We start from the raw sequence: 17,523 nt of genomic DNA on the forward strand, positions 1-17,523 counted from the left end.
GCCGGTTACCGGGCGTCGCGGACCACGAGCCCACGCGGCGCCATGTCGCCGATCGGCGGGAACGTCGGCGGCGGGATGGTCGGCGGGCCGCCCGTGGGCGGGCCGCCGGGCGGGTTGCCGGGCGGGTGCGGGACGCTCGGCGCACCCCGGCTGAGGTGGATGACGACCGTCGTACCCGGTTCGACGCGGGCGCCGCCGCCCGGGCTCTGGCTCGCCACGGTGCCCCGCGAGTACCCCGACGACACGCTGGAGCCCGTCACCACGCCGAAGCCGGCCGCCGCCAGCCTCGCCCGTGCCGCCGAGGCGCTCATGCCGACCACGCTCGGCACCGAGACGAAGTCCTCGCCCGAGCCCTCCCGGTAGTACTCGCTCGGCGGGCTGTGGAAGTTGTGCGCGGGCACGCCCTTGAGCGCGCCCAGCATCGTCTGCCGCCAGATCGGGGCCGGGATGTCGGAGCCGAACACCTCGCCGTAGCAGCGTCCGGCCAGGCACACGTTGCGCAGCGGGTGGGCGTAGCCTCCGCGCGGGTCGCCGACCCAGACGGCGCTCGCCAGGTCCGGTGTGTAGCCGGCGAACCAGGCCGAGGAGTAGTCGTCGACCGTGCCGGTCTTGCCGGCGGCCGGGCGGCCGATGCCCATGCCGGCCGCGGTGCCCTGCGTGAGCACGCCGCGCAGGATGTGGTTGACCCCGTCGGCGACGCCCTTGCGGATGGCCTGGCGGCACTTGGCGTCCGGGACCTTCAGCTCGTGGCCGTTCCGGTCAGTGATCTTGGACAGCACGACCGGCTCGCAGTAGCGGCCGCGGGCGGCGAACGCCGCGTACGCCGCCGCGAGCCGCAGCGGAGAGACCGTGTTGGCGCCGAGGGTGAAGGAGGCGACCTGCTCGAGTGGCTTGCCGTCGGCGCGACGCATGCCGAGCCGTTCGGCCATCTTCACCGTGTCGCAGAGCCCGACCTGCTTCTCCAGGTTGAGGAAGAAGGTGTTGACCGAGTTCCACGTGCCCGTGACCAGGCTGAACGAGCGGCCGCCCTCGCCGTCGGCGGCGTTGCTCAGCGCCGTGCTCGACCCGGCGTACTTGCCGTCGCAGTCGCGCAGGCCGGTGGGCGCGTAGCGCTCGGGGGCGTACAGCCGGTGGCCGAAGGCCATGCCCTGGTCGAGGGCGGCGGCGAGCGTGAACACCTTGAACGTCGACCCCGCCTGCATGCCCAGGCTCGTGCCGTGGTCGCCGTCGGCGGCGAAGTTGACCCAGGTCTTGCCGACCTTCTCCGACGGGCCGAGGGCGCGGTCGACGGCCATCGCCTTGACCGCGCCGGTGCCGGGCTCGACCAGGACCTCCGCGGACGCCTTGTGGCTGGAGTTCTTCTGCGGCACGTAGTGGTCCACCGCGCGCTGGGCGGCCCGCTGCATCTTCCAGTCCAGAGTGGTGTGGATCGTCAGGCCGCCGCGCTGCAGGAGCAGCTTCCGCGCGTCGGCGGTCGCCCCGAAGATCGGGTTGGTGAGGATCTCCCGCTGGACGTAGTCGCAGAAGAAGGGCGCCGAGCTCTCCACACAGCCGTTCGGCGTCGAGGTGACGTCGAGGTTCAGCGGCGTGCTCTCGGCGGCCGACACGTCCGCCTTGCTCGCCCAGTGGAGCTGGGCCATCCGCGCCAGCACCGTGTCACGGCGCTCGACGGCCGTCTTGGGGTGCACCGTCGGGTCGTAGGCGTACGGGTAGCGCACGACGCCGGCCAGCAGCGCCGCCTGCGACAGGGTGAGCGTCGCGGCGGACCGGCCGAAGTAGTGCCGGGCGGCGGCCTCGATGCCGTACGCACCGTCGCCGAAGTAGGCGATGTTGAGGTACCGCTCCAGGATCTGGTCCTTGGTGTAGCGCTTCTCCATCGCGACCGCGAGGCGCAGCTCCCGCAGCTTGCGCGCGGGGGTCGTGGCGCGGGCCTCGTTCCGCTGCTCTTCACTGGTCGCCGTCTCGACCAGGAGGTTCTTGACGTACTGCTGGGTGATGCCCGAGCCGCCCTGGGTGACCTCGCCGGCGGCGACGTTGCTGACCAGGGCGCGGAGCGTGCCCTTGACGTCGAGGCCACCGTGTTCGTAGAAGCGGTTGTCCTCGATGGCCAGGATCGCCTTGCGCATGACCGGCGCGACCTTGTCCAGCGGGACGTCGACGCGGTTCTCGTAGTAGAAGGTGGCGATCTTCGAGCCGTCCGCGGCGAGGATGACCGACCGCTGCGGCACCGGCGGGGTGCGGATGTCGGCGGGCACGGACTGGAACCAGTCCGCGCCGTCGCGGGCGCTCACACCGAGCATGCCGAGCGTGGAGAACGCGATCAGCGCCGCCAGCACACCGGCGACCACCCCCGTGCCTGCGAGGCGGCAGACGATGCGGAGGGTGCGGTGCTGCGGGGCCACCCCTGACGACACCCGGACAGAGTACGTCGAAAGTTGTCTTCGTAGATCTCGCTGGCCTAACAAAAAATCCCATCAACCGCAGCGGGCCACCTCAAAGCACGCCTAACAGCAGTTTCGCCGGGAAATCCACAAGAATCGCTAAGCGGCTTAGGCCCGAACTCTTACGGTCGCCAGGCCTGGAGGAGCCAGTCGAGGAACGGCGACCCCTCGTCGCGATCGTCTCCGTGCCCCGGTTCGTCGCCGTGCCCCGGTTTGTCGCCGGCCTTCGCGTCACCCTTCTCCTTGTCCTTTTTATCCTTTTCTTCCTCCTCTTCGCCGCTCCCCTTGCGGAAGAAGCCGCCGCTCGGCGGGCTGAAGCCGTGCTCGGGCACGTCCCGCAGCGCCTCGGTCATCGTGTCGCGCCAGATCGGCGCCGGGACGTCCGCACCGTACACCTGCGCGAAGCAGCCCTCGCCGAGGCAGACGTCGCGCAGCGGGTGTTTGTAGCCGCCACGCGGGTCGCCGACCCACACCGCGCTCGCCATGTCGGGGGTGTACCCGGCGAACCAGGCCGAGGAGAAGTTGTCCACCGTGCCGGTCTTGCCCGCCGCCGGCCGGCCGATCTCGTTGCCCTTGGCGGTGCCCTTGGTCAGCACTCCGCTGAGCACGTGGTTGACCGCGTCGGCGACGTCCCTGTCGATCGCCTGGTGACACTTCGCGCTCGGGACCTTCACCGGTCCCTTCGGCGAGGTGATGCCGGTGATGGCGATCGGCGAGCAGTACCGGCCGCGCGCGCCGAACGCCGCGTACGCCGCCGCCAGCCGCACCGGCGAGACGGTGTTGAAGCCGAGGGTGAAGGACGGGTACTGCTCGAGCTTGCCGCCGGTGGCCTTGCGCATGCCGAGCCGCGTGGCCATCTTGTACGTCTCGCACAGGCCGACCTTGCGTTCGAGTTCGAGGAAGAAGGTGTTCACCGAGTGCCAGGTGCCGGTGACGAGCGTGAAGTCACGGCCGCCCTCGCCGTCTCCGGCGTTGCCGAGCGCGGTCGAGTCGCCGACGCGGTGGCCGGCGCAGTTGCGGAAGCCGGTCGGCACGAACTCCTTGGGGGCGAACAGCTTGTCGCCGAACGCCATGTCCTGCCGGAACGCCTCGGCCAGCGTGAACACCTTGAACGTCGAGCCCGCCTGCATGCCGAGACTGGAGCCGTGGTCGGAGTCGGCCGCGAGGTTGACCCACATCATGCCGCGCTTGCTGCTGTCGCCGAGCTTGCGGTCGATCGCCATCGCGGTGATCTCGCCCGTGCCGGGCCGGACGAGGACCTCGGCGGCGGCCTTTCCGGAGGAGTTCTTCGGCGGCACGTGCCGGTCCACGGCGTGCTGGGCGGCCTTTTGCATCGTGGGGTCGAGCGTGGTGTGGATCTCCAGGCCGCCGCGCTGCAGCAGCGCCTTGCGCTGCCGCAGCGTCTTGCCGAAGACCGGGTTGCCGAGGATCTCCCGCTGCACGTAGTCGCAGAAGAACGGCGCCGAACTGGTCACGCAGCCGTTCGGCGTCTTGGTGATCTTGAGCTTGACCGGCCGGGCGCGGGCGGTCGCGGCCTCCGCCGGCGTGATCACCTTGAGCTGGAGCATGCGGTTCAGCACGAGGTCGCGCCGTTGCCGGCCGTGCTTGGGATGCAGGTGGGGGTTGTAGACCGTGGGCGAGCGCACGATCCCGGCGAGCATCGCGGCCTGGTCGAGCGTGAGGTCCGCCGCGTGCTCGCCGAAGTAGTGCCGGGCCGCCGCCTCGACCCCGTACGCGCCGTCGCCGAAGTAGGCGATGTTGAGGTACTTCTCCAGGATCTGGTCCTTGGTGAACCTCTTCTCCAGCCCGACCGCGTAGCGCAGCTCGCGCAGCTTGCGGCCGGCGGTCGGCTCCAGCGCGCTCCGGCGCTCCTGCGCGTTGTCGGCCATCTCGGCGAGGGCGTTCTTGATGTACTGCTGGCTGAGCGTCGACCCGCCTTGGATGACCTCACCGGCCCGCAGGTTGGCGATGACCGCGCGCAGGGTGCCCTTGACGTCGAGCGCGCCGTGCTCGTAGAAGCGGCTGTCCTCGATCGCCACGATCGCCTTGCGCATGACCGGGGCGATCTGGGCGAGCGGCACCTCGACGCGGTTCTCGTAGTAGAACGTGGCGAGCTTGCTGCCGTCGGCCGCGAGGATCACCGAGCTCTGCGGCAGCGCCGGCGTCACCAGGTCGGCGGGCAGCCCCTGGAACCCGCGGTTGGCCGCGCGCACGCTCAGCCCGCTCATCAGGGCGTACGGGAGCAGCAACGCCGCCGTCAGCATGCCCGCGATGAAGCCGACGGTCGCCAGATCGCGGAGCCTGGCGAGCGTATCTCCCGTTTTCGCCCCCACAATCCGCGGTCATCCCCACACGTGCGGTAACCGGAAACCTTGGACGGCGTTTCGTCGGTTACCGGCGCTCTGAGAGGCTCCTGGCGTTCCGCGCCGATACGCTGCTCGGATGGCCCAGAACGATCACCGGGTGACCCTGCGCCCGCTCACCGCCGGCGACGAGAGCGAGTTCCTCGCCCTGGTGGCCGCCAGTACGGACCTGCACCGGCCGTGGATGTCCCTGCCCGCCGCTCCCCCGGCGTTCCACACCTACGTCACGCGCTACGAAGGGCCGGACGAGGAGTCGCTGCTCGTCTGCCGGCGTGACACCGGGGCCATCGCGGGCCTGATCAACATCAACAGCATCATCCGCGGGCGCTTCCAGTCCGCGTCGCTCGGCTACGCGGCGTTCGCCCCGTCCGCCGGCCGGGGGTACATGTCCGAAGGGCTCGACCTGGTGATACGTCACGCCTTCGAACAACTGCGGCTGCACCGGCTGGAGGCCCAGATCCAGCCGGAGAACCACGCCTCGATCCGGCTGGTCCGCCGGGCCGGTTTCCGCAACGAGGGCTACTCACCCGAGCTGCTGTTCATCGACGGCGCCTGGCGGGACCACGAACGCTGGGCCATCACGAACGCGATGGCCGGTATGGTCCCCGCCGAGCCGCATCCCACCCAGCCCGAGCGCTGACGGCGGGGGTCGCCGCGCTACGCCTCGTCGTCCGCGTCCTCCCAGTCGCGGACGCGGTCGTGGAAGCGCCTCGCGGCGGCGCGAAGCTCGGCCTCCGGGTCGCGGCCCTCCTTGCGCAACCGGTTGACCAGGGCGAACAGCTCGGCGCCGGTCCCCTCGTCGGAGAACAGCTCCTCCGGGGCGCCCGCCTTGGCGGCGCGCCGCTGGAGCTTGGCCGCGAGCGACAGCGCGGGCTGGCCCATCGGCACGCCGTGGAAGATCGACGCGTCCTCTCCGCGCTCGGCCGACTTGATCTTGTCCCAGTTGGCGTTGACCTCGTCGGCGTCGGCGACCGTGACGTCCCCGAACACGTGCGGATGGCGGCGGACCAGCTTGTCCACGATGCCCTCGGCCACGTCGTCGACGGTGAAGTCCTCGGACACCTCCGCGTGGAAGGCGACCTGCATGAGCACGTCGCCGAGCTCCTCGCGGAGCGCCTCGAGGTCGCCGCTCTCGATCGTGTCGACGACCTCGTACGCCTCTTCGAGCAGGTACGGCGCGAGGGAGGCGTGCGTCTGCTCGCGGTCCCACGGGCACTCGCGGCGCAGCGTCGCCATCACCGTGATCAGGTCGAGGAAGCGCGCGCCCGGCAGGTCGTACGCGCCGTGCACGACCTCGACCTCGGGCGGGTCGTCCATGCCGATCAGCGCCGTGCCGACGGCGCGCATCAGGGCCTCGTCGCCGTCTTCGGCGGCCAGCCACACGACCGCGGCGTCCGACGCCGCGCGCACGAGGGACCTGGCGTCCGGGTCGGTCACCTCGATCTCGATCCCGGCCGCGGCGATGTACGGCAGCTGCGGGTGCTCGGCCGAGCCGGTCAGGACCCGGTCGGCCGTACGCAGCGTGTGCCAGGCCGGCCAGGTCAGCTGCCCCGGCGCGACGCGCGGCGAGGAGGCGAGGAAGGTCAGAGCCGGCACTTGACCTCACCGGCGGCCGCACTGTCGGGGGTGCCGGAGTCCGGGCTGGACAGGCGGGGGCAGACCTGGCCGAGCGACATGGTCTTGTCGTCGAACTCGCCGAAGCGCGGGTTCACCGTGATGGCGAGGTGCCGCTTGGCGTTCGTGTAGTCGTCCATGATCCGCTGCAGCACCTGCTGTCCCTGCTGCTGGTCGACGGGCTGGTCGGGGTTGATCCCGTAACGCTGCATCATCGTCCGCTGGATCAGCAGGCTCCGCCCGTAGTCCAGGTCGTAGGAGGTCGGCAGCCCCTGGGCCACGACGAACGCGTCGAGGCTCGACCGGCCGCCCTTGGACGCGATGAAGGCGTCCACCTGACCCGGTGAGACGGACATGTGCTGTTCGCGGGCGACCTGGTCCCACGCGCGGATCTCGATGAGCTGGTACAGCGCGCTGCGCTGCGGCGAGGACGGATCGTAGGGGCCCTGCTGCGCCGCCTGCTGCTCCGGCTGCTGTTTCTGCGCCTCCCGGGCCTGCGCGACGATCTGCCCCACCTGGGGGTAGTTCGGCAGCTCCTTGGTCCACTGGTCCGCGGTGGACTCGACCTTGGAGACGGTGATGCGGTCATGGCCGATGATGGCGGCGGCACCTGGCTGTACGGGGCCGCACGCGGCCAGGGCGGTACCGGCGGCCAGTACGCAGACGGCGGCCTTCAGCGACTTACGGAACACAGTGTCCTTCTCGTTTCGTGGCTCACGGAGAACCTGTCTCACTGTGCCACCGGCTCGGGGAGGAACAGTGCCTCGACGAGGTCGGTGGCCCATTTCAGCAGCTCCTGGTCGCGCAGCGGACGGCCGCCCAGCGGAGCCGTCTTGGGGGTCGGCACCAGCAGCGTATTGGTCGCGGCCTTGACGATGCTCTTGGGGTAGAGCCGTTGCAGCCGGACGCGGCGCGAGTCGGGCAGCTGCACGGGCGAGAACCGGATGTGGTTGCCCTGCAGGGTGACGTCCGTCAGCCCGGCCCTGCGCGCGAGGGCGCGGAACCGCGCGACCTCCAGGAGGTTCAGCACCGGCACCGGCAGCGGGCCGAAGCGGTCGGCGAGCTCCTCGCGGACGGGCTCGATCTCCGAGCCGTCCTGGATGCCCGCGATGCGCCGGTACGCCTCCAGGCGCAACCGCTCCCCCGGGACGTACTCGTGCGGGATGTGCGCGTCGACCGGCAGCTCGACCTTGACCTCGGGCGTCTCGGCCGGACCGTCCTCGCGCAACTCGCGCACGGCCTCGCCGACCATCCGGACGTACAGGTCGAAGCCCACGCCGGCGATGTGGCCGGACTGCTCGGCGCCGAGCACGTTGCCCGAACCCCGGATCTCCAGGTCCTTCATGGCCACGAACATGCCTGCGCCCATCTCGGTGTGCTGGGCGATCGTGGCCAGCCGCTCGTGCGCGGTCTCGGTGAGCGGCGCCTCGGGCGGGTACAGGAAGTAGGCGTACGCGCGCTCGCGCCCGCGCCCGACCCGGCCGCGCAGCTGGTGGAGCTGCGACAGGCCGTACATGTCGGCCCGGTCGACGATCAGCGTGTTGGCGTTCGGGATGTCCAGCCCGCTCTCCACGATCGTCGTGGCGACCAGGACGTCGTACTCCTTCTCCCAGAAGTCGACCATGATCTTCTCGAGCTGGTGCTCGTTCATCTGGCCGTGCGCGACGCCGACCCGCGCCTCGGGCACCAGCTCGGCGAGGTTCTTGGCCACCTTGTCGATCGAGCGCACGCGGTTGTGGACGAAGAAGACCTGGCCCTCGCGGAGCAGCTCGCGGCGGATCGCGGCGGCGATCTGCTTGTCGTCGTACGGGCCGACGAACGTCAGGACCGGGTGCCGCTCCTCGGGCGGGGTGAGGATCGTCGACATCTCACGGATGCCGGACAGTCCCATCTCCAGGCTGCGCGGGATCGGCGTGGCCGACATGGCCAGGACGTCGACCTGGGTGCGCATCTCCTTGAGGCGTTCTTTGTGCTCGACGCCGAACCGCTGCTCCTCGTCGATGATGACCAGGCCCAGCTCCTTGAACCGGGTCTCGGGCGACAGCAGCCGGTGCGTGCCGATGACCAGGTCGACGGTGCCGTCGGCGAGACCGCGCAGCGTCTCGGCGACCTCCCCGGCGGTCTGGAACCGGCTGATCGGCTTGATGTTCACCGGGAACGCCGCGAAGCGCTCGGAGAACGTCGACAGGTGCTGCTGCACCAGCAGCGTCGTCGGCACCAGGACCGCGACCTGCCGGCCGTCCTGGATCGCCTTGAACGCCGCGCGCACCGCGATCTCGGTCTTGCCGTAGCCGACGTCGCCGCAGATCAGCCGGTCCATCGGCACCGGCTTTTCCATGTCGGACTTGACCTCGTCGATCGCGCCGAGCTGGTCGGGCGTCTCGACGTACGGGAAGGCGTCCTCCAGCTCGCGCTGCCACGGCGTGTCGGCCGCGAACGCGTGCCCCGGCGAGGCCTGCCGGGCGGAGTAGAGCCGGATCAGCTCGCCCGCGATCTGGCGCACCGCCTTGCGGGCGCGGCCCTTCTGCTTCTGCCAGTCGGCGCCGCCGAGCCGGTGCAGGCTGGGCGCCTCGCCGCCGACGTAGCGGGTGACCTCCTCGAGCTGGTCGGTCGGCACGAACAGCCGGTCGCCCTTGGCGTACTCGATGATGAGGTACTCGCGCGTGGCGCCCTGGACCGTACGGCTCGCCATCTCGACGTAGCGGCCGACGCCGTGCTGCTCGTGCACGATGTAGTCGCCGGGAGTGAGCCTCAGCGGGTCGATGCCGCCGCGGCGGCGCGACGGCATGCGGCGCATGTCCTTGGTGGAGGACTTCTGCCCGGACAGGTCGGTCTCGGTGAGCACCGCGAGGCGCACGGCGTCCCAGACGAAGCCGTGGTCGAGGCGGCCGCAGGCGACGTTCACGAGCGCGGGCTCCGGCGGGCCGTCCAGGTCGGCGACCCTGGCGCCGAGGCCCTCCTCGCGCACGACCTCGGCGAGGCGCTCGGCCGGGCCGTGGCCCTCGGTGACGAGCACGACGCGCCAGCCGTCGTGGATCCAGCCCTTCACGTCGGCCATCACGCGCTGGGTGTCGCCGCGGTAGGACTCGGCGGCGCGCGCGCCGACGCGCAGCGCGTCGGTGTCGGGCTCGCCGCTCACCTCGGTGACCTCGGTCAGCTCTCCCGTGGCATCGGAGTACTCCCGCCGGGTGGTCGTGTCGACACTCGCGAACGGCGTGATGGTCCGCCACGGAAGGCCCAGCTCGGCGGCGTGCCCGTGGACCTCCTCCAGCGTGCGGTAGGCGGCCTCGCCGAGGTCGATCGGCGCCTCGCCGCCCGCGGCGGCGTTGACCCACGACGCCTCGAGGAACTCCTGGCCGGTGCTGACCAGCTCCGCGGCCCGCGTGCGGATGCGCTCGGGGTCGCAGACGACCACCCAGGAGGCGTCCGGCAGCACGTCGAGCAGCAGCTCCATGTGGTCGGCGAGCACGGGCGCGAACGCCTCCATGCCCTCGACCGCCGAGCCGTCGGCGATCTGGTCGAGCACGTCGGCCAGCGCCGGGTGCTCGCGCGCCAGGTCCTTGGCACGCTCGCGCACGGACTCGGTCAACGGCAGCTCACGGCACGGCGGCGCCCACAGGCCGTCCCGCGACACCTCCAGCGAGCGCTGGTCGGCGGCCTTGAAGTAGCGGATCTCCTCGACCTGGTCGCCCCAGAACTCCACGCGCAGCGGGTGTTCTTCGGTGGGCGGGAAGACGTCGAGGATGCCGCCGCGCACCGCGATCTCGCCGCGCTTCTCCACCAGGTCGACCCGGTTGTAGCCGGCCTGGACCAGGCGGCGCACGATGTCGTCGAGCTCCACCTCGTCCTGGGCGCGCAGGCGTACGGGCTCCAGGTCGCCGAGGCCGGAGACGATCGGCTGCAGCACGGCACGGACCGGGGCGACCACGACGCGCAGCGGACCCGCCGCGGGGTCGTCCGGGTCGCCGTGCGCCAGCCGCCGCAGCACGGCGAGGCGCTGGCCGACGGTGTCCGAGCGCGGCGACAGGCGCTCGTGCGGCAGCGTCTCCCACGCGGGGAACGCCGCGACGTCGGCGGGGTCGAGCAGGCTCGTCAGCGCGGCGGTGAGGTCCTCGGCCTCGCGCTCGGTGGCGGTGACCATCAGCACGGTACGGCCGGGTTCGCGGGCGAACGCGGCGCCGAGAAGCGGCCGCAGCGCGGGCGGCGCGACGAGATCGAGCCGCGGGTCACGGCCGGAGGCCGCCGCCACGAGGGCAGGGTCGGCCGAGGCGACGTCGAGCAGTCCGGAAAGGGTCATGAGCTCACAGAGGAAGGCAGCGCGAAACACCCGGAGCCATTGCCGCCCCCGGGGTTCCCAGCCTACGCGCCCCCGGATACCACAGTGGAGCCTCCCCGGGAGGAGCGGTAAGACGAAACGCACCACACGGACAAAGTCGATTGCGAGCACGACACGGATGCGGGCGACTACTCTCCGGAGTTGTGACCGACCTGCGAACACCGCCGATTCACGACGGTGGCCTGTTCCCAGCACGAGTCCGGGAGTATGCCCACGAGAGGCCCATGCAGCGGCTCGCGATCCTCGACGCCGGCTGCGGATGGGCGCACGAGATCGAGCTCGCCGCCCATGAGTGCGTGATCACCGGCGTGGACGACGACCTGCCGCCGCTGCGGGCGCACACCGAGGCGCGGCGCGACCTCGACAGCTGGCAGCTGGGCGACCTGCGCACCGTCCCGATGCCGCCGCGCGTGTACGACGTGGTCCGCGCGTCTCACCTGATCGAGCGGATCGCGCACGCGGAGCTGGTGCTCGACCGCTTCGTCGCCGCGCTGAAGCCGGGCGGGCTGATGGTCGTGCGGTTCCGCGACCGCCGCGGCGCCTTCGGCTACCTCGACCGGCGGCTGCCGCACTGGCTGCGGCACCTGATGTGGCACCAGGAGCAGCCGCCGCCGGCCGTGTACGACCGGGTCGCCTCGCTGGAGGGCATGCGCTGGTACTGCATGATGCGCGGGCTGGTCATCGCCGAGGAGATCACCTCGCGCGACACCGTCACCGGATTCGGACGCCTGATGGGCATTGTGTTCCGTGTCGTGGCGTTGCTCGGCCGCGGCCGGCTGACCTCGGCCTACAGTGAGGTGACCATGGTGATCCGCAAACCGGAAAACCGCTTCGCCCGCATCATCTGAGGTGTCTCGTGCAGCGCGTACAGTGCAATGGCAAGGGGTCTAGACACGATCGGAGTCCGCGTTGACCACCGAAACCGGCGAGCTGCGCGATCTGCCGACTCTCACACCGGGTCCGGCCGAGCTGGCCGACCTCGAGCTCCTGCTGAACGGCGCGTTCCGGCCGCTCACCGGATTCCTGGGCGCGGTCGACGCGGCGACCGTCGCGGCGGCCGGGCGGCTGTCGGACGGCACGCGCTGGCCGGTGCCGGTGACGCTGACCGTTCCCGAGGACCTGGTGAAGGAAGAACGCCTGATCCTCACCGATCCCGAAGGCGTACCGCTCGCGGTCCTGACCGCGGCCGAGGCGTGGAAGGACCCGGCGCCCGCGCCGGACGGCCTCGCCGACGCCGACCCGCCGCGCGACCCCGCCTTCTCGGGGTGGCGCATGGCCGGGCCCGTCACGCCGCTGCGCACGCCCGAGCACGGCCCGTTCCGCGGGCTCCGCATGCCACCGGACGAGGTGCGCCTGGAGCTGGCGGGCGCCCCGACCCTGGCCATCGCGACCCGCACGCCGCTGCACCGGCGCCAGCTCGGGCAGCTGCGCCAGCTCGCCGAGAAGCTCGGCGCGCGGGTCCTCGTCCTGCCGCTCCTGGGCGAGGGCGGCAACGACGCGCTCGTGCGCGCGGTGCTGAGCGTGCGCCGCGAACTGCCGGGCGACACGCTGGTCGTGCCCGTGCCGCTGGCCGAACGACGCGGACGCGACCTGCTGCTCACCGCGCACGTCGCCGCCGCGTACGGCGCGACGCACCTGTTCGCGCCGTCGTTCACCGCCGCGGACGAGGAGGCGGCGCCGCTGACGCTCGCCGCGCCGGAGCCGTGGGCGTTCGACGAGAGCCTGGAGGTGTGGCGGCCGACCGCCAAGATCGAGCCCGACCACGTACGCGACGAGCCGACCGAGGAGGAGCTCGCCGACCTGCTCGACCGCGGCGAGGAGATCCCCGAGTGGTTCACCACGCCCGCCGTGGCCGAGGAGCTGCGGCGCGCCCACCCGCCGCGGCACCGGCGCGGCGTCACGGTGTTCTTCACGGGCCTGTCCGGCTCGGGCAAGTCGACGCTCGCACGCGGCCTGTCCGACATGCTGGTCGAGCGCGGCGGCCGTACGGTGACGCTGCTCGACGGCGACATCGTCCGCCGGCTGCTGTCGGCCGGCCTGACGTTCTCCCGCGAGGACCGCGACCTGAACATCCGGCGCATCGGCTACGTCGCGGCCGAGATCACCCGCCACGGCGGCGTGGCCGTCTGCGCCCCGATCGCCCCGTACGCCGCCACCCGCGCGGAGGTGCGCCGCATGGTCGAGGCGGCCGGCGACTTCGTCCTCGTCCACGTGTCCACGCCGCTGGCCGAGTGCGAGCGTCGTGACCGCAAGGGCCTGTACGCCAAGGCGCGGGCCGGCGTCATCCCGGAGTTCACCGGCATCTCCGACCCGTACGAAGCGCCCGATGACGCGGATCTGACGATCGACACGTCCGAGCTGTCCCCGCACGACGCCGTGACGCGTGTCTTCGACCACCTCGTCGCCGAAGGCTGGGTCCGCACCGGCTGACCAGGTGCATTTACCACCACTCTGGTGGTTTATGTCCATTGGAAGGTACGCTGGGCGAGTTGCCTAGTTTGCCGGTAGGACATACAGATGCACTTCGACTTCACGATGGCGGCGGGGGCGCTGCTCGTGTCGGTCATCGTCGGCCTGACCGGCATGGGCGGCGGTGCCCTGATGACGCCGATGCTCACCGTGCTCTTCGGCGTTCCGCCGCTCACCGCGGTCTCCAGCGACCTCGTCGCCGCGGCGATCATGAAGCCGGTGGGCAGCCTGGTGCACCTGCGTCACGGCACCGTCAACCTCCGTCTCGTCGGCTGGCTCTGCGCGGGCTCGGTGCCCTCCGCCTTCTGCGGCGTGCTCATCGCCCGCGCCCTCGGCGACGGCAGCGGGGTGCAGGACGTGATCGGCAAGGCGATGGGCGCGGCCCTTCTCATGGCCGCCGCCGGCCTCGCCATCCGCGGGTACCTCGCGATGAAGGACCGGGCCTCCAACCGCGCCGACCGCCGTACGGCCGCTCCCGGCTCACCGGCCTCGGAGCCGCCGCCCGTCATCGCCGTACGGCCGGTGCCCACGGTGATCGTCGGGGTCGTCGGCGGCCTGAGCGTGGGCATGACCTCGGTCGGCTCCGGCTCGCTCATCATCGTGACGCTGCTCGCGCTCTACCCCACGCTGAAGGCCAACCACCTCGTCGGCACCGACCTGCTGCAGGCGGTACCGCTGGTGTGGGCCGCCGCGCTCGGGCACATCCTGTTCGGCGACTTCCACCTGGCGGTCACCGTCGCACTGCTGGCCGGGTCGATCCCCGGGGTGATCATCGGTTCGCTGATCTCCGCACGCGCGCCGGGCGGGCTGATCCGGCGTGTCCTGGCCTTCGTGCTGCTGGCGTCGGCACTGAAGATGTTCGGCGTCGGCAACGCGGCGATGCTGTGGATCCTCCTCGCCGTGCTGGTCGGCGCGGCGGTCGTGTGGATGCTGCTGCGGGCCGCCCACGGCCTGCGCCCGATCGAGATATTCGACCGCCAGCGCGGCTGATTTCAGCCGGGCATCCGCCCCATCGCGGGCTATTTCCCGTACTTCCCGGCAAGAGTGGCGATCAACGGCAACAATGGTGTCTCGATCATCACCGAGCCACAGATCCCCGCCAGAGGCCTGTGATAGACAAGCTCGGTTCACGGGTGAAGAAAAATGGGAGCAAAACCATGCGCCGACGCGTGCTCAGTGTGGCGATAGCCACTGCAGCCGTCACCGCAGGGGCCGCCGTTCCCGCGGCCCAGGCCGATATCGCGCAGAGCGCGGTTGTGTCGCAGAACCCGGTCAACACGACGCCGAACGTCACCGACGGCACGGTGCGCGCCATCGCCGTCGTGGGCTCGAAGGTCGTCGTCGCGGGCAACTTCGACCACGTCAAGAACGCCGGGTCGAGCACGACCATCGCGCGGCACAACATCTTCGCCTTCGACGCAAAGACCGGAAAGGTCGACACGAAGTTCGTGCCGAAGGTCGACGGCACCGTCTACGCCCTGCAGCCGGGCGCGTCGAGCACCGTGTACGTCGGCGGATCGTTCACCAACACCAACGGTGTCGGTCTCGGCTCGCTGACCCGGCTGAGCGTCACCACCGGCAAGGCCGTCTCGGGCTTCAACGCGCGCATCGGCCACGGGCTCGTGTTCACGATGGTCCGCCGCGGCAGCCACGTCTACATCGGCGGTGAGTTCACCAAGGTCGGCGGCAAGGCCCACGCGCCCCTGGCCCGCGTGGACGCCACGACCGGCAAGGACACCGGCCTCAACCTGTCCGTCACGACGCCGCGCTCGGGCGCGCTGAAAGTCTACCGGCTGGCGGTCGACCCGGCCGACAAGCACCTGGTCATCGACGGCACCTTCACCCAGGTCGCCGGCAAGCGCCGCTACCAGATCGCGATGATCAACACCTCGGGCACGCCGACGCTGTCCTCCTGGGCGACGGAGCGCTACGCCACGCCGTGCAGCTCCTCGTTCGACACCTACATGCGGGGCATCGACTTCGCTCCCGACGGCTCCTACTTCGTGGTCGTCACCACCGGCGCGCCGCACGGCACCACCCAGCTGTGCGACTCGGCGGCCCGCTGGGAGACCAACAAGACCGGCGCGGGCCAGAACCCGACCTGGGTGAACTGGACCGGCGGCGACACGCTCCTGTCCGTCTCGGTGACCGGCAAGGCGGTCTACGTCGGCGGCCACCAGCGCTGGATGGACAACCCGCAGGGTCACGACAGCGCCGGCCCCGGCGCCGTGTCCCGTCCGGGCATCGCGGCGCTGAACCCGAGCGGCGGCAAGGCTCTGTCCTGGAACCCGACCCGCACCCGCGGCCACGGCGTCGAGACCCTCGTCGCCACCTCCAGCGGCCTGTACGTCGGCAGCGACACCGACGAGCTGGGCCACGAGTACCACGGCCGCATCGGGGAGTTCCCGCTGTCGTAACGCTCCGTCCGAAACACCGACGACGCCGCCGGACCCTGTCATCGGGTCCGGCGGCGTCGTCGCGTTGCCGGGCGGTTTCAGGACTTCGGGAGTACGCCGGCGCGGTCCACGATCCCCGCGGCCAGTTGAATGGTCTCGCTGTACTCCTGCCGCGCACGGGCGCTCGTGGGCGACACGAGCACCGACGGAGCGGTCCGCCCGGCACCGGGCGGGGCCTCGTTCGGGTTCACCGTCCAGACCAGCCGTTCGCCCCGGTACTCATACGTGCGCGGGTCGAGGAGGATCTGCTCGCTCTGGAAGTCCCGGGGATAGGCCTCGGCCACCGAGAGGACGTGCCGTCCGGCCAGGTCGACCACGTCACGCCGGACGACGACGTGCGGAAGCCTCGCCAGCACCCGGTAGAACGCGGCCTGCAGCCTCGGCGGTAGCGCCACGTTGCGCAGCAGCTTGTCGGCGTTCGTGAAGACGCACCCGGTGTGGTCCGCGGCGGGCGGGTCGTGCGGGCAGAGCCTCTTCACCAGCTTGCCGGGATCGGTGGGCAGGGCGGCGAGCCGCTCGTAGTCCTCGATCGGTGTCGTCTCGTCCGCGTCGTGATCGAGGTTCGCCAGGTGCAGCCGGTGGCGGTCGTCGTCGACCATGTTGTCGCCCCGGTACGCCTCGCGGGTGCCATCGAAGCGAGTCCAGACCTCCGTGACCATCGCCCTGCCGCCACCCGCGATCGGCACGCTGCCTGCCCCGATGCGGTCCATGCTGGAGTAGCTCATCCTCTTGACGTAGGCCCACTGCCGGGGGCTCGGGTGAACCGCCGCCCGCGTCTCGACGGTGTCCGCCGCGAGAGACAGCACCTGAGCGGCGTTGACGGGCGCGGCCGGTCCGGGCCGCGGCGCGGGACCCGTCCCGTCGTGCGTGACGGCCTGCCGGACGACGGCGGCCGCGACGACCGCGACGACCAGGCCGGCCGCGACGCCCGCCAGACCCCACGGCCGCCGGATGGCGGGCACCGCCCGGCGCCGGGGGCCCGGATCGGCGGCGGCGATCAGCGCGGCGCGAGCCTTCTCCCGCGCCGCGTCCGGATACGACGGCACGTCGGGGCGTGCCGTGCGCAGCAGTTCGAGTTCGTCCATGTCCTCGCCCCTCATGCCGGTGACTCCTCAGTGACCGTCAGCGGATCGGTGCCGCCGAGAGCCGTGCGCGCCTTCCGCCGGGCGCGGTGCAACCGTGAGCGCACGGTGCCGACCGGCACGCCCAGCGCCTCGGCCGCCTCCTCGTACGTCAGGTCCGCCCAGGCGATCAGCAGCAGCAGGTCACGTTCGCCGGCGGACAGCCGGCCGAGCATCCCGGCCAGTCGCCCGCCGAGCCGCTGGGCGCTCACCCTGCCGGCCGCCAGCTCCTCGAACGGCTCGGTCGCGGTCGTGGTGTCGAGGCGCCCGAACGCCCGCCGGCGCCGCGCCTCGGCCCGGCGGTCGTCGATGGTCCTCGTCGCGATGCCGTACAGCCACGGCCGCGCGTCGTCGCGTTCGGCGGAGAACCGGTCGCGTTTGCGGAACGCCGTGAGGAACGTCTCCGCCGTCGCGTCCTCGGCGACGTCCGGCCCCAGCCGGCGTGCCAGATAGCGGAAGATCTCCGCGCAGTGCCGGTCGAACAGCGCGGCGAAACACTCGGGTTCGCCGAGTGACCGTTCGATGAGCGCGCGGTCGGAAAGTGGCTCGGTCACGACATCACCCGGCGACGGGCTGGGCGGGGGGACGAGCGTCCGTCCATGGGGTTCCTCTCGGCGCGGGGTACGGTCACTCCTACTCGGCCGATCCCCCGCGGGCGGTTCCCGGATCCGGTGGATCGTTCTCGCGGCCGTCACCCGGACATGCGGCGGGGCCGGGCGGTGG

General features: G+C 71.5%; 12 protein-coding genes. 5 read left to right on the plus strand and 7 right to left on the minus strand.

What is annotated here, in order from left to right; all coding sequences use genetic code 11:
- Positions 1–5: 5 nt before the first annotated feature.
- Entirely contained in the window at positions 6–2,414 is a 2,409-nt protein-coding gene (locus OG417_RS43815; RefSeq protein ID WP_329242305.1) for a transglycosylase domain-containing protein, read from the minus strand.
- 149 nt (positions 2,415–2,563) lie between these two features.
- Positions 2,564–4,774 carry a transglycosylase domain-containing protein gene (locus OG417_RS43820; RefSeq protein WP_329242308.1) on the minus strand — a complete coding sequence of 737 codons (2,211 nt, stop codon included), beginning with the start codon at positions 4,772–4,774 and terminating at the stop codon, positions 2,564–2,566.
- Between the two features lie 109 nt (positions 4,775–4,883).
- On the opposite strand from OG417_RS43820, the gene OG417_RS43825 reads away from it, so the two are divergent.
- Positions 4,884–5,444: a GNAT family N-acetyltransferase gene (locus OG417_RS43825; RefSeq protein ID WP_329242310.1), complete on the plus strand. Its 561-nt coding sequence runs from the start codon at positions 4,884–4,886 to the stop codon at positions 5,442–5,444.
- 17 nt (positions 5,445–5,461) lie between these two features.
- Here OG417_RS43825 and OG417_RS43830 read toward each other — a convergent pair whose 3' ends face one another.
- Genes OG417_RS43830 through mfd form a run of 3 tightly spaced genes read right to left on the minus strand, consistent with a single transcriptional unit; the run spans position 5,462 to position 10,715 of the window.
- Positions 5,462–6,400, minus strand: coding sequence for a MazG family protein (locus OG417_RS43830; protein ID WP_329242312.1), 939 nt, complete (start codon positions 6,398–6,400; stop codon positions 5,462–5,464).
- Positions 6,388–7,110: a hypothetical protein gene (locus tag OG417_RS43835; protein ID WP_329242315.1), complete on the minus strand. Its 723-nt coding sequence runs from the start codon at positions 7,108–7,110 to the stop codon at positions 6,388–6,390. Before OG417_RS43835 ends, OG417_RS43830 begins: the two co-directional genes overlap by 13 nt.
- A 38-nt stretch (positions 7,111–7,148) precedes the next feature.
- On the minus strand, positions 7,149–10,715 hold the full coding sequence (gene mfd, locus OG417_RS43840; RefSeq protein ID WP_329242317.1) for a transcription-repair coupling factor: 3,567 nt from the start codon (positions 10,713–10,715) through the stop codon (positions 7,149–7,151).
- 263 nt (positions 10,716–10,978) lie between these two features.
- Between mfd and OG417_RS43845 the strand changes: the two genes are divergently transcribed.
- The 4 genes from OG417_RS43845 to OG417_RS43860 all read left to right on the plus strand — a co-directional run bounded on the left by OG417_RS43845 (position 10,979) and on the right by OG417_RS43860 (position 15,640).
- Positions 10,979–11,602 (plus strand): class I SAM-dependent methyltransferase, encoded by a 624-nt coding sequence (locus OG417_RS43845; RefSeq protein ID WP_329242320.1) that lies wholly within the window; start codon positions 10,979–10,981, stop codon positions 11,600–11,602.
- 61 nt (positions 11,603–11,663) lie between these two features.
- Positions 11,664–13,184, plus strand: a complete 1,521-nt coding sequence (gene cysC / locus OG417_RS43850; RefSeq protein ID WP_329242323.1) for an adenylyl-sulfate kinase — start codon at positions 11,664–11,666, stop codon at positions 13,182–13,184.
- Positions 13,185–13,271: 87 nt separating this feature from the next.
- Complete coding sequence (locus OG417_RS43855; RefSeq protein ID WP_329242325.1) at positions 13,272–14,213, plus strand: sulfite exporter TauE/SafE family protein; 942 nt, start codon at positions 13,272–13,274, stop codon at positions 14,211–14,213.
- Between the two features lie 167 nt (positions 14,214–14,380).
- Complete coding sequence (locus OG417_RS43860) at positions 14,381–15,640, plus strand: hypothetical protein (RefSeq protein ID WP_329242328.1); 1,260 nt, start codon at positions 14,381–14,383, stop codon at positions 15,638–15,640.
- 77 nt (positions 15,641–15,717) lie between these two features.
- On the opposite strand, the gene OG417_RS43865 is transcribed toward OG417_RS43860, so the two are convergent.
- Both OG417_RS43865 and OG417_RS43870 read right to left on the minus strand, forming a co-directional pair.
- On the minus strand, positions 15,718–16,779 hold the full coding sequence (locus OG417_RS43865; protein ID WP_329242330.1) for a CU044_5270 family protein: 1,062 nt from the start codon (positions 16,777–16,779) through the stop codon (positions 15,718–15,720).
- A complete protein-coding gene (locus tag OG417_RS43870) occupies positions 16,776–17,354 on the minus strand; it encodes an RNA polymerase sigma factor (RefSeq protein WP_329242333.1) in 579 nt (192 codons plus the stop codon). The genes OG417_RS43865 and OG417_RS43870 overlap by 4 nt, the downstream gene beginning before the upstream one ends.
- Positions 17,355–17,523: the final 169 nt, after the last annotated feature.

This window comes from Actinoallomurus sp. NBC_01490 (genome assembly GCF_036227085.1).
Taxonomy (GTDB): Bacteria; Actinomycetota; Actinomycetes; order Streptosporangiales; family Streptosporangiaceae; genus Actinoallomurus; species Actinoallomurus oryzae.

What these genes read in the sequence shown, in the direction of transcription:
- OG417_RS43825 (WP_329242310.1), top strand. Translation starts at nt 4,884, where the DNA reads ATGGCCCAGAACGATCACCGGGTGACCCTGCGCCCGCTCACCGCCGGC.
- mfd (WP_329242317.1), bottom strand. Translation starts at nt 10,715, where the DNA reads ATGACCCTTTCCGGACTGCTCGACGTCGCCTCGGCCGACCCTGCCCTC.
- OG417_RS43845 (WP_329242320.1), top strand. Translation starts at nt 10,979, where the DNA reads ATGCAGCGGCTCGCGATCCTCGACGCCGGCTGCGGATGGGCGCACGAG.
- OG417_RS43855 (WP_329242325.1), top strand. Translation starts at nt 13,272, where the DNA reads ATGCACTTCGACTTCACGATGGCGGCGGGGGCGCTGCTCGTGTCGGTC.
- OG417_RS43860 (WP_329242328.1), top strand. Translation starts at nt 14,381, where the DNA reads ATGCGCCGACGCGTGCTCAGTGTGGCGATAGCCACTGCAGCCGTCACC.
- OG417_RS43865 (WP_329242330.1), bottom strand. Translation starts at nt 16,779, where the DNA reads ATGAGGGGCGAGGACATGGACGAACTCGAACTGCTGCGCACGGCACGC.